The following is a 12,477-nucleotide window of genomic DNA, read 5'->3' as shown; positions in this document are numbered from 1 at the left end:
ATACCAGGCAGAGATCGAGCGAGCGGTCGCGGACCATAGCTGGGAGTGGACAGCGCGCACTGTTGCGCGGCTGTTGGAGCTGGAGCTCAGTAAGCACACCGAGTGGCTCGTACAGTGGGGATGTGAACTCGGCGGTGTCTCCACCTGGCTGTGGGAGCCCGACCAGATCAACCTCTTTCTCTTCCATCCAGGCCGTTCGGCCATCAGAGAGAACCGCCCGTGGCGGCAGTTCCGGATGGTGCTTGATGTCTCCCGCGGCCGCCCCTGAAGTGCAGGCCGAGAGACTGGTTGAACAACTTGTGGCGGGTGACCCACGTGAGACAGCCGAGGTCTGCGGCGGATCGCCGGAATACGCCAGGCAGCTCGGCTACCCGTGGCCACAGCGGCGGAGAGTCTGAACGTCAGTACCGCCCGGACCCCCGTTCCCCGTGCAGCGCGCCCGGCAGTACCGCACGAGCTCTCCGGCGGCATGCGCCAATGCGTGCTGATCGCCCTGGCGACCGCCGCCCGTCCACGCCTGCTCGTCGCCGACGAGCCCACCTCCGCGCTCGACGTCACCGTGCAGCGCCGCATCCTCGACCACCTGCAGGATCTCGTGCGCTCCACCGGCACCGCGATGCTGCTGATCACCCATGACCTCGGCGTGGTCGCCGACCGGGCCGACGAGGTCGTCGTGATGGCCCGGGCAAGTGTCGTCGAGTCGGGACCCGTCCGGCGGGTCCTGACGGCGCCCGCCGACCCGTACACCCGCGCCCTGCTCGCGGACGCGCCGCGCCTGACGGCCCGCCCCCGGGCCCGGGCGGGCGCCGCCGGGAGCGCGGGCGAGGACGCAGGCACGGACGCGCTGCTGCGGGTGCGCGACCTCACCCGGATCTTCTCCGCGCGCGGGCCCGGCTCTCTCGGCCGGCCCCGCCGCGTCGCACTCGACGGCGTGAGCTTCGACATCGGCCGCGGCGAAACCCTCGGCCTGGTCGGCGAATCCGGATCGGGCAAGTCGACCACAGCCCGCCTCGTGCTGGGCCTGGACCGCCCGGACCACGGCACGGTGCGACTCGGCGGACAGGACGTCACCGCGCTGCGCGGCGCGGCCCGCCGCCGGCTGCACCGCCGGATGCAGCTCATCTACCAGAACCCCTACGCCTCCCTGAACCCCCGTTTCTCCGTCGCGGATCTCATCGCCGAGCCGCTGCACAACCACCGCGTCGGCGACCGGGCCGAACGCGCCGCCGCGGTGCGCCGCCTCCTGGACGACGTGGCGCTGCCCGAGCGGCTCGCCGGGCACAAGGCGGCCGAGCTGTCCGGCGGGCAGCGCCAGCGCGTCGCCATCGCCCGCGCCCTGGCCTTGGGGCCCGAACTGCTGGTGTGCGACGAGCCGGTCTCCGCGCTCGTTGTCACCGTGCAGGCCAGGGTCCTGGAGCTCCTGCTCGGCCTGCAGGAACGGCATGCCCTGAGCTATCTCTTCATCTCCCACGACCTGGCCGTCGTCGGCCAGGTCAGCGACCGGGTCGCGGTCCTGCGCGCGGGCCGTGTCGTCGAGACAGGGCCTGCGGCGGACGTCCTGCGCGCGCCTTCGCACCCGTACACCCAGGAACTGCTGGCCGCCGTGGCGGGCGGCCGGGGGTAGCTCCGCAGAAGCCGCAAGAGGGGGCGGGCCCCGTCCCCTGGACGAACCCCGCCCCCTCTTCCGCGCCCTACCAGCCCGTACCGAACCGCGCCATCGGTTCGATCAACTCCCGCTCCTCGTAGGCGAGGTGGGACAGCAGCGCGTCGGTGAGCAGATCGACCGCCGCGCGCAACCCCGTGCGGCCGGACCCGTCGCCGGTCTCGGTCACCGACGCGACCAGTTCCTGGTCGATGCGCTCGATGAGGCCGTGGATGGCATGGTGTTCCTCGGTCAGCCGGTCCAGCACCGGCCCGAGGGAGGGGTCGTTACCGCGCAGGTGGAGGAAGAGGTCCTGATCCTCCCTCATGTGGTGGGCGGTGGTGATCCGGCAGTACGAGGCGCAGTACGCACCCAGCGCCCAGGCGTTCTGACGCAGGCTCAGTGCCTGCAGCTCGGAGCGGGCCTCGCCCGGGGCGAGTGTCTCGGCGAGCACCTGGTCGACGATGTCCCGCAGCTGTGTCAGGTCCTCGCGCAGCTGGTCGTGGGCGGCGATCAGATTGCGCGCGGGTTCCTCCTGGGCCGGGGTGAAACGCCGCTGCGGGTCCCGGTCCGGTCCGGTCCGGCCGGCCGGGCCGCCTCGTCCCACAGGCGCTCGGCGCTGTGCCGCAGGCCCGTGTCGGGGGTCGGTTGCACGGAGAACGGGTGTCCGGCGGCCGCCGTCCCCGACGTGGCGCGTACGCCGGCCGCCGCCCGGGACATGCGCGGCTCGTCGCCCCGGGTGCGGGCCGCGGCGACGAGTTCCCGGGTGGCCGGGGCCACCTCCTCGGCGAACGTCCGGATCAGTTCCGGGTGCCCCGAGGGCAGCAGATAGGCGCTGGTGCCCACCTCGAAGGTGAGCTGTGCCAACTGCTCGGGCCAGTCGCCCGGCGTGCCCTGCGGGAAGCCGCCCGGGCCCGGGGAGAGGTTGTAGAGGCGGCGGACCTGCTCCGGTTTCCGCCCGGCCTCCTCGGCGGCCTCGTCGATGATCAGCTGCCCCCGGGCGAGCCGCGGCGGCGGCACGTGCGGCACGCTGGGCAGCCAGCCGTCGGCGGCGGCCCCGGCCAGGCGCAGCATCCGGGGGCCCACCGCGCCGAGCCAGACGGAGATCGGGTGGGCCGGTGCGGGCCCGGAGGCCGCGCCGGCCAGCTTGTAGTGCTTGCCCTCGAAGTGGACCCGTGCGCCGCCGGTCCACAGGGCGCGGAGGATCTCGATGGCCTCCCGGGTCGCGGCGAGGGCCTCACCGGGAGTGCGGTGGGGGCCGCCTTCGGCGGTGATGGAGTCCCAGTACGCCCCGGCGCCCAGGCCGAGTTCGACCCGCCCGCCGCTGAGCAGGTCGAGGCTTGCCGCGGTGCGGGCCAAGGCCGCGGGTGGACGCAGCGGCAGGTTCGCCACGTTGGGCAGCACCCGTATCCGCGACGTGGCGGCAGCGATCACCGCGAGGGTCGCCCAGGCGTCGAGGAACCCGGGCTGGTAGGGGTGGTCGGGTATGGATACCAGGTCCAGGCCGGCCGCGTCGGCGATTCGGGCCGCCGCAACGACCTCGCCGGGCCGGTCGGCCACGGGCGTCAGGACGGAGCCGAAGAGGAGTTCGTGACCGTAGTCGGGCATGCGGCGCTCCTCAGCGGGCGGCGGAGCCGCTGGGCTTGGGCGCCGCGGCACCGGAGGCAGGTGCGGTTCCCTTACGCAGGGCACCGGGTCCGGCGAGGGCGGCGAGGGTGGCCACGCCGAGGGCGACGGCCGACATGACGAACGCGGTCGTGTAGCCGGACTCGGCCGGCACGGGTGTGCCCGGTACGGTCTCGGAGGCCACGATCGACGCGGCGATCTGCGCGCCGAGGGAACCGCCGATGGTCCGCATGATGGTGTTGATGCCGGTCGCCTCCCCGACCTGCCGCGGGTCCACGGCGCCCACCACGAGGTTGGCGAGCGCGGCAAAGGCGAAGCCCACGCCGATGCCGAGCACACCGGAACCGGCGTACATGGCCCACTCGGTGTCGTGTGCGGCGGCGTAGACGACGAAGCCCACCACGCCGACCAGGCAGGCGAGTACCAGGGGCGGCTTGAAACCTACGGCCGCGCCCATGCGGGCGGCCAGCGGGCTCGCGAACAGCATGGTGGCCGCCATCGGCACCATGAACAGCCCGGCCTCGGTGACCGAGGCACCGAAGCCGTAGCCCACCTCGGACGGCGTCTGCGCGAGCAGCGGCACCAGGGTGAACGCGCCGTACATGCCGAAACCGATGATGAGCGCGGTCAGGTGGGAGGTGGCGACGGCGGGGCGGCGCAGCAGGTCGATGTCGATCAGCGGTTCCCTGATCCGCCGCTCCACGACCACGAACACCACGCTGAGGACCACGGCGGCCACGAAGAGGCCGACGACACAGACCGAGCCCCAGCCCCAGGACTTGCCCTCGCTGATGGCGAGCAGCAGGGCGACGACGGCGCCGCTCAGGAGGAAGACGCCGGCCCAGTCGATGCGGCCGGGCGAGCGGTTCGGGGACTCCTTGATGAACACGGCGACCGCGAGGATGCCGAGGACGATCACGATCAGTCCGAGCCAGAAGATCCACTCCCAGCTCAGGGCGTCCACGATCGGCCCGGGGATGACGAGTCCGACGCCGAAACCGATGCCGAACGTGGAGCTGATCAGGCTGATGGCGACAGGCACCCGCTCGCGCGGGAACTGGTCGCGCACGATCCCGAAGGCGAGCGGGAAGGCGGCGGAGCCGACGCCCTGCACGGCGCGCGCGAGGATCAGCATTCCGATGGACGTCGACAGGGCGGCGAGCAGGGTGCCGACGGCGAACACGGTGAGGCTGGCGATCAGCACCCGGCGCTTGCCGAACATGTCGCCGATGCGGCCCAGCAGGGCGGTTGCGACGGAGGCCGTGAGCAGGAACGAACTGAGCACCCAGGAGATGTTCGTCGTGCTCGTGTCGAACTCCTGCTGCAGGTCGGGCAGGGCGGGCACGACCATCGTCTGCATCAGGGAGAAGGAGAGCACCGCGAGCAGCAGCGCGGTGAAGGCGGCCGCCCCGCCGCCGGTGGCGGGGGCGGGTTCCGGCGCCGCCGGGGAGGCTTTCGAGGTGTTGGCATCGGTCATGGCGAGGTCCTTCGGAATGCGGGGGGAGCGGTCCTGTGGCCGGCACCGAGCGCACGGCAACGTAATGTCACCGAGAAATCATTACAAGACGACATGATTACGTCCAGTGATGCAGTCGGCTATGCTGGGGCCCATGGACACGAGGGAAGCGAAGGACGCGGACGCCTGCGGCAACGACGGCCGGGGCCGCCCGCCGAGCCTGCTCGAACTGCCCTCATACCTGATCAGCCACGTCTCCCGGATCGGGCACGACGTACTGATCTCGGCCGTCGCCGAGGCGGATCTGCGGCTGCCGCACTTCGCGGCCCTCACCGCCCTCGCCGACTTCGGCTCCCTCCCCCAGCACGAGCTGGCCGACCGGCTGGGGCTCAACCGCAGTCACCTCGTGGGCTACCTCGACACCATCGAGGGCCGCGGCTACGTCCGGCGCACCCGCGACCCCGTCGACCGCCGCCGGCAACTCGTCGCCCTCACGTCCGAGGGCGAGCGGCTCCAGCGCCACCTGTTCGAGGTGGCGCAGCGCTCGCAGGACCAGTTCCTCGGCTGCCTGGCGCCCCATGAGCGCGCCGCCCTGTCCGACCTGCTGCGGCGCGTCCTGGCCGCCGACGACCGGCACTCCGGCGACCTCGCGCCCTGACAGCACAACCCGTGCACCAGTCAGTGGACGAGGAAGACGTGCCGGCGCGGGCGTTGCCGTCCTGGAAAGAAGGGGACGCCGAGCTGCGCGCCGGGGCCGGCGAACCGGTGGGGCTGGGGCGGGTTCGGTGGGGTGGTCCAGCCGGGTGTAGAGGGCCTGTACGAGGGGCGCGGTTCTGGGCGCAGCACGCGGTGGGCTGGTGAGGAGGGCCCGGCCATGGTCATCGCCCCGCCACCAGGCGCCCCGGTCCGGCCCACCCGGACACGAACGCCGACAGCGCGGCACACTGCCGCGCCTCCTCAGCCGCCACCACCGCGGGCGCTTGGCGGTCGACGTGCCGCTCCACCGCCGCGAGGACCAAGCGCTGCAACTCGGCCGCATCCAGCACCTCGACCTCCCGCCGCACCGGGCGCCGGCGGTCGTAGCCGTGGCACCGGGCCCACGCCGCCCAGCGCGGATCGGCGGCCTTACCCGCCGTGGGCGGCAGCCCGTACTCCTCGACCTGGTCCCGCGTCAGCAACACCCGCTCCACCCCCGACCAACACCCGGCGCGCGCCACCCAGCCCCGCTCGACGCCCTCGCCCGATCCATCCCAGTCCCCCACGTACAGCAGCACCGCGGGGCGTCCATCGGCCGCGGTCCGCTCACGGACCAGCTGCGCGTACGGCTCAGTTGATGTCTTCGCGGTTGCCGCGGCTGCTGCGACTACTGCGGCCGGAAAGGAGAAAAACCGACGCCTCCTGACCGGCGGTCAGCTTTCCGGGTCCGCACCCTGCCGCGAGCATCATTGAATGTCCATCATCAATGAGACGCGGCAGGCCGACGACGGCGCGGAAGGGCCCGTGGTCTCTGCGAACACCGATGTGGTCCCGGCGGCGGAGCGGTTCGGCTGGTGGTCCGACATGGTCGGCGACGAGGTCATGCCGGTGACGATCCGCAGCCCGCACGCGGCCCGCTTCAGAGGCAGCGTGGAGGCCGTGGGGATGCCGCACAGCCAGGTGGCGGCCTTCGCCTTCTCCCCGATGACCGCGCGCCGTTCACCCCTGCAGATCCGGCGCCACGATCCGGAGGAGTACTACCTGGTCCTCGTCCGGGGAAGCCCCGTCCGGCTGGAACAGGCCGGCAGCGTGGCTTGCCTCGAAGCCGGTGACATGGCCCTGTTCTCCACTTCGGCTCCGCTCGTCAGCGACTTCCTCGACCAGGGCCGGCAGACCCGGCTGACGCTGCTGCGGCTGGCGCGGTCGGCGCTGCCGCTGGCCGGTGGCCGGGCGGACCGGCTGCTGGCCGAGTCGCTGTCCACCCGGCCCGGGGCGGGGTCAGCGGCACTGCTCGGCGCGTACCTGGGCGGGTTCCCGGCGGCCGCCCGCGCCTGCGATCCGGCGGAGTTGGCCCGGCTCGGCGCGATCGGCGCCGATCTGGCCGCGACCGTCCTAGCGGGGCGGCTCGGCGCCCAGGACACGCTGTCCCCGGAGACGCGCAAGGCCGTCCTGCGCGCCCGGATCAAGCTGTTCATCGAGCACAACCTGGGCGACCCGGAACTGCTCCCCGCAGCGATCGCCGCCCACCACCACATCTCCCTGCGCAGCCTCCACCTGCTGTTCCGGCACGAGCCGGAGACCGTGGGCGCCATGATCAGGCGCCTGCGCCTGGAACGCTGCCACGCGGACCTGACCGACCCGGCACTGGGCCACCGCACCCTCGCCGCGACGGCCGCGCACTGGGGCTTCCGCCACCCCGCGGACTTCGGCCGCGCCTTCCGCAAGGCGTACGGAGTCCCGCCGAGCGAGGTACGGGCGGCGGCCCGGGCACGGGCGCGTGCGCTGAATGCCCAGGAAGCGTGCGCTCGTTGCCGACGATCCACGGCCCGCCACGGTCCACAGTGAACGCACAGCGTTCCAGTGGCTTCAGGAGGGGACATGCGCAAGAGAATGGCGGCGACCGTCGCGGCGGTGGCGGCGGCCTTCGCGCTCGCCGCACCGACGGCGGCGAGCGCCGAGGAGAGCAGCGTCACCAAGATGCCGGGCGTGGAGGGCCTGTACTGGGTCAGCGGCAAGGATTATGGCGCCCGGGCCTGGTCGGAGTGCGGCAGCGGCTCGTGCTTCTTCCAGAACTCCAATGGCGGCGGCTGGCTCTGGGTGGTGCCCAGCTGCGGCCATCACGAGGTGCCCTCCTGGTTCGAGGACCGGGCGAGCTCGGCCTGGAACCGGACGCCCACCCGTATCCACATCTACAAGCACAGTGGCTACGAGGGGTACCTGGGCACTGTCCCCGGCTGGTTCCAGGGCAACCTCGCGTCCGGGCACAACGACGTGATGAGCTCCGTCTTCGCGGACTGCTGACAGCCCGACGCGCGGGCGCGCGTGCCCTGCACTGTCGAGGTGAGGGAGGGAGGGGAGAAGAGAGGAGGGACGCCACGGAGGGGAGGGAGAGGGCAGCGGGTGGACCGCCCGCCGTCCCCTCCCGGCCCTGGCTGGTCTGGTCAACCTCCCTTTGCGCTGCGTCCTGGCAGAATCCGTCGCGTCGTGACAGCGCGAACGGCAAGCGGGCACACAGGGAGCATTACGCCGCGCCCGCCCCGCAGTTCCCCGCATCGCATCGGTCTGCGCTCCGCCCCTTCCCCGATCGACGGTTCGACACGGGGCGAAGGCACGACGGTCTGGTGCGCGGCGAGCCCTCGACCCGTGCCCCCCAGACACAAAGGCCGACAGCGCGGCACGCTGCCGCGCCTCCTCGGCCACCACCGCCGCGGGCGCCTGGCGGTCGACGTGCCTCTCCACCGCGGCGAGGCCCAGAGCTTATTCTTCGCGGTCTGGCCTCAAACGATGTCCTGGACATGCTCGCGAATGGTGCGCCGTGTGGTGCACGGACGGGATGACAGGTGATCGACTACGACGGCGAGGCCCGGAGCTATGACGCTTCCCGAGGCGGCGAACCGCGGGCGAAGGCGGTGGCGGACGCCTTGGGACAGTTGCTGCCTCAAGGCCCCTGCACGCTCCTGGACATCGCGTGCGGCACGGGCATCGTCACCCGGAGACTGCTGCGGCCGGAGCGCACGGTGCTGGGGGTCGACCGCTCACCCGGGATGCTTGGCCTGGCCGCCCAGCGAGTGCCGGGAGCCACGGCATGCGGCGATGCCAGGCAGCTTCCTGTCGCGTCGGACCGTGTGGATGCCGTGGTGATGGTCTGGCTGCTGCATCTGCTGTCGGACCCTGCCGCGGTGCTGGCTGAGGCGGCCAGGGTGCTGCGGCCCGGCGGTGTGCTGATCACTACCGTCGACAAGGATGATGCGTACTTCGTCGAGGACAGTGACATAGCCCAGATCACAGCGGAGCTGCGACGCCAGTACGCGCCTCGTGTGCCTGATCACGTCGCCCGGGTGCTCGACTGGACGGCCGAGCACGGGTTGAGGCTGGTCGGCGAGGCCGTGTTCCCAGGTACGGGTCAGGGCCGCAGCCCGCGCAGGTGGCGCGAGGTGATCGGCGCAGGCCGCATCCCGTGGTGCACGCGTGCCGACCCGGATCAGGCTGCGGAGGTCAGTCGGCGGCTCTCCGAGCTACCGGACCAGGATGTACCGCGTCCGGACCCTCTGTATCGCCTCATCGCTCTGAAGGCATGAGACCGCAAGACGCAAAGTTCCCCAAGCGTCCCCCTCCCTCCTCCCCGCGAACTACGTGGCGGCCGGGGAGGGTTCGGTGAGGCGGTCCAGCCGGGTGTAGAGGGCCTGCACGAGGCGGGCGCGATTCTGGGCGCAGCGGGCGGATCCCTTGAGCGGGGCGGGCAGGCGGCCGTTCGCTTTCGCGGAGGACGACTTCGGCGAGGGCGCCGCGGCCGTCCCAAGGTCACCGAGATCAGCTTCACCGACAAGGTCTCCTGCGACGAGTTCGCCTACGCCTCCACCTACAACTCCGGCGGCATGCCCAAGAACATGGTCGGCTTGAACGAGGTCGACACCGGCAATGACTGCGTGCAGACCCATGCCACCCGGGTCAAGCAGGGTGAATGGCGCCTGTACGACGACGTCCGCACCGCAGCCCCGACCTGGAAGGAGAAGTGCGGCCGCTCGGCCATGTCCGGCTGGATCAACTCGACCTCGATGGGCGGCGCCTGGAGCAAGGGCTTCTCGGCCAAGTACCGCCTGCTGAACCAAGACCCCTACCGGGCGGACTTCCCCCAGTTCGCACACTGCGACGCATCCCGGCTGACCGTGACCTGCACGGTTCCCAAGCCGTAAGTTTCGGGACGCTGGTGGGGCGCAGTGGCAGCCGCTGCGCCCCACCAGCCCCGCCCGAAGACAAGGAAGTGGCTATGCCTGACAGCCTCGCCTGGATCGCCGATGCATGGCGCGCCACCAGCATGAATGCCGGTGACCTGTACATCACCTGCGCCCGCGGACTCAGCCCGCAGGCTCTGGCCGAGCGCCTCGCCGATCACCAGCCGGTGGAGGTCAAACCCGCCGCCACCCTCCACGAAGCATCCGCCATGGTCGACTTGGCCCAGGTCTACTGCGCGGGGCTCATCGGCCAAGCCGGCGACTGGGCGTTCATCGTGGAAAGCGGAGGCAGCGAGGGGTGGGCCCTGGACCCGGCTGTCTCCCACGGCGCCGAGATCCTCATCTTCGATCCACGCCCGGACGACCCGCCCGCCTTCTTCAGCTACCACGCCAACGGCGAGGTGCAGCTGCACTTCGAGCTGGGCGCAGGCTACGACCCTGCCGGAGCCCAGCCCGACCTGCTGCGCTCAGCCCTTGAGACGGACGGAGTCATCCCGCCACAGGACTCCGTCGACGACCTGCTCGGCATGGAGGAGGAAATGTCGTCACACGAACAACAACGCCGGGTGCTTACGGTCATTGGCGAACACTTCGGACTGTCCCTGCCCCAGCAGACCATCGTGAGCGGACGCCTGCCTGTCGTCACCACCCGCACCTCTCCCCCGACCTCCTGGTAGCACAGACCATCAGGATCTTGCCCACCGCACCATAGAGGGGTTGATTCGGCAGCACGTCGAGCACGCCACGGCCCTCAGTCGGTGGGTTGCGGAAGCGCCTCGATAGACCGGATGGCAACGGACAGCCCCGTCGCGATTCCGCCGGCCCCCAGCAGGACCGCCGCAGCCACGATCCAGTACCCGAGACTCTGGCCGCTGCTCAAAGCCACGGCCGCACCGATAACGCCTCCAACGGGCAGTCCCATCAGCGGCCTCCAGTCCAGCCAGCGCACAACGAGCGCGAAGCCAGGGGTGAGAACGATGACGCTGATGAACAGCATCAGCATGTGTGTGCCCGCGTTTGGGGCAGCGGGACATCCTCGCCCCTTTGAACATGGGGGCGCATCCATGAAGCCGGATATCGCCCACGCCAGGCCCACCGTGCCGACGAAGAAACTCACCGAGACCACGCTCTTCAAGAACATCCACGGATGTTACGTAGCAGCATGCTGGTCGCGTCAGCCCTCTACTCCAGCACGCCGAGCTCGGTGCCGGGCCGGCAGTGCGGGCAGGCGTCCACCCGGTCGACAGTGAGAGCGCGCCATGCCTGCTCGCGTGTGGCGCTGTGACTCTTCGGCGGGGCGGGCGCCATGCCGCAGTCGGCCGACCAGAGGTCTGGTCGATCTTTCTGTGAGGGATAGGGCCCTCAGGCACGCGGGCACTCCTGCCAGAACACAAAAACCGCAGATAAGAAGACTCCACATAGCGAGCCCCACACCCCGCATCCCCTCGTCCCACCCCGTCGCCGCCCGGGGTGATGCACGTGCAGTTCGGGGTCCGCGGGGTACAGCTGCCACGGCGAGCTCTCGCGGCTGCGTCACCCTGATCTACGCCGTCAGTGTCTCCGCCACGGCCACGTCCCAGACGGCAGCATCCGAGGTACGTACTTCAACGGGATGTTGTGCCCCCGCCCCCGTGACCGGGTCCTTCTGCGCTTCCTGCTTCCTGCTCCCTGCTTGATCGCATGTCTCCGACATCCGCGCGCGGTCCCGCCGAGAGCTGTTCCGGCGGGACCGCACCGCAGGTCAGCCCTCGACGGCCTCCAGGAAGTACTCGTAGGAATCCAGGCCGAGACTCACCTCGGCAAGCCGGCCGAGTGCGGCCGCCTGGCTCTCCTCAAGGGGGTACACGTCGACGAGACGATCGGCCGGGATGCCCACCACGTCGGCTGCAGTCTCCAGGCCAATCCCCGAGACATCCAACTCCCGCTCAGGAGAGTCGGAGTCCTTCCTGTAGAGGGTGATCAAAATCTTCACGGGGTTACCTCTCGTGGCTTGTCCGCGGACTTCGTCTCGGGCACCCGTGGTGGGGTCGTACTCGCCGAGATGTTTGCCTCGCTTGTTGTACTTCTCGACAGTGCCATGCTGGGAGTCCCATTCATAAATGTTGCCCTTCGGGTCCTTCCATCGCTTGCGAAGACCGCCGCCTCCCTGGACGAGTGTCTTGGGCTTGGCTTTGCTCGCTCCCGGGAATGCGGGGAGGTCATTCGGTGCACGTACCGAGCCGGGGTCTGTCTTCCTGGTGACGCCCCCTTGCTCTGGGCGTCCCGCAGTGCCGCTCTGAGGCCCTCGTCGATGCGGCCGATGCCGTCGGCGGACGTAAACGCGCCGCCGGCCAACAGCGTGGTGCTGACCGCTATGGCCGGGGCTCCGGCGAGACAGCCGACTCCAGTGAGGCGATGCCCAAGGCCCCGCTGCCGACGACCGTGTGCCGTCCTCCTACACCCCTACGGTGAGTGCGCTGACGCGGGCCCGTACGGTGCGGCGCGCCTCGGACCTCGACCGGCGCCTCATCCGGCGTCATCTGCTCGTCGCGCCCGCCGCCAGCGAACTCCCGGCGACCAGGCGAACGCCGGCCAGTCTCGCCACGCTGCTCCCCTCCAGGCAGCGCACCAGCCTGGTGGGCAGCGAGGCGACCTGGGACAAGGTCCACGAACTGCCCCGGCACGCCTGGGCGCATTCGTATCGCATGAGACGTATGCGCCGCGCTGATTGCGCCAGCCGAGGAGCCACGCAGTAGCGAGCACACCGACGCCACACCACGTCGTCGAAGTGGCGCCGGTTCCTGCACCGGTTCCTTGCGTTCGCCGGACCAGGTCGGCGGGACCGA

Annotated in this window: 15 protein-coding genes and 1 pseudogene; 8 read left to right on the top strand and 8 right to left on the bottom strand. The window is 70.9% G+C overall.

Annotated features, from left to right (window positions below; all coding sequences use genetic code 11):
* Window positions 1-481 precede the first annotated feature (481 nt).
* Entirely contained in the window at window positions 482-1,624 is a 1,143-nt protein-coding gene (locus ACZ7LU_RS37900) for an ATP-binding cassette domain-containing protein (RefSeq protein ID WP_471919380.1), read from the top strand.
* Window positions 1,625-1,691: 67 nt separating this feature from the next.
* Here the strand turns inward: ACZ7LU_RS37900 and ACZ7LU_RS37895 are convergent, their stop codons facing one another.
* The 3 genes from ACZ7LU_RS37895 to ACZ7LU_RS37885 are packed head-to-tail and all read right to left on the bottom strand — an operon-like array spanning window position 1,692 to window position 4,745.
* On the bottom strand, window positions 1,692-2,249 hold the full coding sequence (locus tag ACZ7LU_RS37895) for a hemerythrin domain-containing protein (RefSeq protein WP_471919379.1): 558 nt from the start codon (window positions 2,247-2,249) through the stop codon (window positions 1,692-1,694).
* Window positions 2,156-3,250 (bottom strand): LLM class flavin-dependent oxidoreductase, encoded by a 1,095-nt coding sequence (locus ACZ7LU_RS37890; RefSeq protein WP_471919378.1) that lies wholly within the window; start codon window positions 3,248-3,250, stop codon window positions 2,156-2,158. Before ACZ7LU_RS37890 ends, ACZ7LU_RS37895 begins: the two co-directional genes overlap by 94 nt.
* 10 nt (window positions 3,251-3,260) lie before the next feature.
* Window positions 3,261-4,745, bottom strand: a complete 1,485-nt coding sequence (locus ACZ7LU_RS37885; RefSeq protein WP_471919377.1) for an MFS transporter — start codon at window positions 4,743-4,745, stop codon at window positions 3,261-3,263.
* A 133-nt stretch (window positions 4,746-4,878) separates the two neighbouring features.
* Between ACZ7LU_RS37885 and ACZ7LU_RS37880 the strand changes: the two genes are divergently transcribed.
* Complete coding sequence (locus ACZ7LU_RS37880; RefSeq protein ID WP_471919376.1) at window positions 4,879-5,382, top strand: MarR family winged helix-turn-helix transcriptional regulator; 504 nt, start codon at window positions 4,879-4,881, stop codon at window positions 5,380-5,382.
* A 220-nt stretch (window positions 5,383-5,602) separates the two neighbouring features.
* Here ACZ7LU_RS37880 and ACZ7LU_RS37875 read toward each other — a convergent pair whose 3' ends face one another.
* Entirely contained in the window at window positions 5,603-5,986 is a 384-nt protein-coding gene (locus ACZ7LU_RS37875) for a hypothetical protein (protein ID WP_471919375.1), read from the bottom strand.
* 187 nt (window positions 5,987-6,173) lie between these two features.
* Between ACZ7LU_RS37875 and ACZ7LU_RS37870 the strand changes: the two genes are divergently transcribed.
* From ACZ7LU_RS37870 to ACZ7LU_RS37850, 5 genes are all read left to right on the top strand, one after another.
* The gene (locus ACZ7LU_RS37870) at window positions 6,174-7,265 is read left to right on the top strand and encodes a helix-turn-helix domain-containing protein (protein ID WP_471919374.1); all 1,092 of its coding nucleotides are present in this window, start codon (window positions 6,174-6,176) and stop codon (window positions 7,263-7,265) included.
* A gap of 33 nt (window positions 7,266-7,298) precedes the next feature.
* The gene (locus ACZ7LU_RS37865) at window positions 7,299-7,721 is read left to right on the top strand and encodes a peptidase inhibitor family I36 protein (protein WP_471919373.1); all 423 of its coding nucleotides are present in this window, start codon (window positions 7,299-7,301) and stop codon (window positions 7,719-7,721) included.
* Between the two features lie 539 nt (window positions 7,722-8,260).
* Window positions 8,261-8,998 carry a class I SAM-dependent methyltransferase gene (locus tag ACZ7LU_RS37860; RefSeq protein ID WP_471919372.1) on the top strand — a complete coding sequence of 246 codons (738 nt, stop codon included), beginning with the start codon at window positions 8,261-8,263 and terminating at the stop codon, window positions 8,996-8,998.
* 297 nt (window positions 8,999-9,295) lie between these two features.
* Window positions 9,296-9,613 carry a hypothetical protein gene (locus ACZ7LU_RS37855; RefSeq protein ID WP_471919371.1) on the top strand — a complete coding sequence of 106 codons (318 nt, stop codon included), beginning with the start codon at window positions 9,296-9,298 and terminating at the stop codon, window positions 9,611-9,613.
* A gap of 74 nt (window positions 9,614-9,687) precedes the next feature.
* Window positions 9,688-10,329: a DUF6461 domain-containing protein gene (locus tag ACZ7LU_RS37850; protein ID WP_471919370.1), complete on the top strand. Its 642-nt coding sequence runs from the start codon at window positions 9,688-9,690 to the stop codon at window positions 10,327-10,329.
* A gap of 74 nt (window positions 10,330-10,403) precedes the next feature.
* Here the strand turns inward: ACZ7LU_RS37850 and ACZ7LU_RS37845 are convergent, their stop codons facing one another.
* The 4 genes and pseudogenes from ACZ7LU_RS37845 to ACZ7LU_RS37830 all read right to left on the bottom strand — a co-directional run.
* The gene (locus ACZ7LU_RS37845) at window positions 10,404-10,793 is read right to left on the bottom strand and encodes a hypothetical protein (protein ID WP_471919369.1); all 390 of its coding nucleotides are present in this window, start codon (window positions 10,791-10,793) and stop codon (window positions 10,404-10,406) included.
* A 41-nt stretch (window positions 10,794-10,834) separates the two neighbouring features.
* Window positions 10,835-10,960 (bottom strand): DUF6233 domain-containing protein, encoded by a 126-nt coding sequence (locus tag ACZ7LU_RS37840; RefSeq protein WP_468091945.1) that lies wholly within the window; start codon window positions 10,958-10,960, stop codon window positions 10,835-10,837.
* Window positions 10,961-11,393: 433 nt separating this feature from the next.
* The gene (locus ACZ7LU_RS37835) at window positions 11,394-11,624 is read right to left on the bottom strand and encodes a DUF7683 domain-containing protein (RefSeq protein ID WP_471919368.1); all 231 of its coding nucleotides are present in this window, start codon (window positions 11,622-11,624) and stop codon (window positions 11,394-11,396) included.
* A 96-nt stretch (window positions 11,625-11,720) separates the two neighbouring features.
* Window positions 11,721-12,029: pseudogene (locus tag ACZ7LU_RS37830) on the bottom strand (colicin E3/pyocin S6 family cytotoxin); the annotation flags it as partial.
* Window positions 12,030-12,099: 70 nt separating this feature from the next.
* On the opposite strand from ACZ7LU_RS37830, the gene ACZ7LU_RS37825 reads away from it, so the two are divergent.
* Window positions 12,100-12,387, top strand: a complete 288-nt coding sequence (locus ACZ7LU_RS37825) for a hypothetical protein (RefSeq protein WP_471919367.1) — start codon at window positions 12,100-12,102, stop codon at window positions 12,385-12,387.
* The last annotated feature ends 90 nt before the right edge of the window (window positions 12,388-12,477 follow it).

It is taken from the genome of Streptomyces sp. NPDC039462, assembly GCF_055639375.1.
Note: the sequence above shows the minus strand (reverse complement) of the source record. Positions and strands in the feature narration are given on the sequence as shown.

Coding starts and splice junctions, on each gene's coding strand:
- ACZ7LU_RS37890 (WP_471919378.1), bottom strand. CDS start 3,250: ATGCCCGACTACGGTCACGAACTCCTCTTCGGCTCCGTCCTGACGCCC.
- ACZ7LU_RS37885 (WP_471919377.1), bottom strand. CDS start 4,745: ATGACCGATGCCAACACCTCGAAAGCCTCCCCGGCGGCGCCGGAACCC.
- ACZ7LU_RS37880 (WP_471919376.1), top strand. CDS start 4,879: ATGGACACGAGGGAAGCGAAGGACGCGGACGCCTGCGGCAACGACGGC.
- ACZ7LU_RS37870 (WP_471919374.1), top strand. CDS start 6,174: ATGTCCATCATCAATGAGACGCGGCAGGCCGACGACGGCGCGGAAGGG.
- ACZ7LU_RS37865 (WP_471919373.1), top strand. CDS start 7,299: ATGCGCAAGAGAATGGCGGCGACCGTCGCGGCGGTGGCGGCGGCCTTC.
- ACZ7LU_RS37855 (WP_471919371.1), top strand. CDS start 9,296: ATGCCCAAGAACATGGTCGGCTTGAACGAGGTCGACACCGGCAATGAC.
- ACZ7LU_RS37850 (WP_471919370.1), top strand. CDS start 9,688: ATGCCTGACAGCCTCGCCTGGATCGCCGATGCATGGCGCGCCACCAGC.
- ACZ7LU_RS37845 (WP_471919369.1), bottom strand. CDS start 10,793: ATGTTCTTGAAGAGCGTGGTCTCGGTGAGTTTCTTCGTCGGCACGGTG.
- ACZ7LU_RS37840 (WP_468091945.1), bottom strand. CDS start 10,960: ATGGCGCCCGCCCCGCCGAAGAGTCACAGCGCCACACGCGAGCAGGCA.